Raw genomic sequence first — 572 nt, forward strand, 5'->3', positions numbered from 1 at the left:
GCGGGTTTCCACTTCCGCTCTGTCGGCTTCGACTTGCGTGTGTTTGGTGGTGATGTCGGTCTGTTTGGTGGTGATGTCGGATTGACGGGCGATGATGTCAGTTTGTCGGGTCTCCACGTCCTGACGGCTGGTTTCTACTTCGCCATGTTTGGTAGTGACATCGGTCTGTTTGGCGGTGACGTCAGACTGGATGGCGGTGATGTCTGCCTGCCTGGTGGTGATGTCCGCCTGACGGGTGATGATGTCGGTCTGTCGGGTGGCGACGTCCTGCTGGTTGGCTTCGACTTCGGCCCGTTTGGTTTCGGTGTCGTTGAGTTTGCTGGTGACGTCCGCTTGTACGGACTTGATGTAGTCGGCGTTGAAGAGAGTGTCCCAGTAGAGGCCGACGATGGGGTCGGTACCGGTGTGGGCTTCGGTGCAGATCAGCCAGTTCTCGTTGTGGGTTACGATGTCGTGTATTTCGTAGGCGGTGCCTGGAGTGTACTCGCCTTTGTTTTGCCAGAACTTGAATTTGGCGACGGGTTGCCAGCCTGCTTCGGAGTCGACGAAGACGCCGTGACGGTATTCCACGA

At 57.3% G+C, this 572-nt stretch carries 1 protein-coding gene; it reads left to right on the plus strand.

What is annotated here, in order from left to right; genetic code table 11:
• Positions 1-33: 33 nt before the first annotated feature.
• Positions 34-572 (plus strand): hypothetical protein (locus AK963_RS32910; RefSeq protein WP_139117838.1); only part of this gene is annotated, 539 nt, incomplete at its 3' end.

This window comes from Endozoicomonas atrinae, from assembly GCF_001647025.1.
GTDB lineage: Bacteria > Pseudomonadota > Gammaproteobacteria > Pseudomonadales > Endozoicomonadaceae > Endozoicomonas > Endozoicomonas atrinae.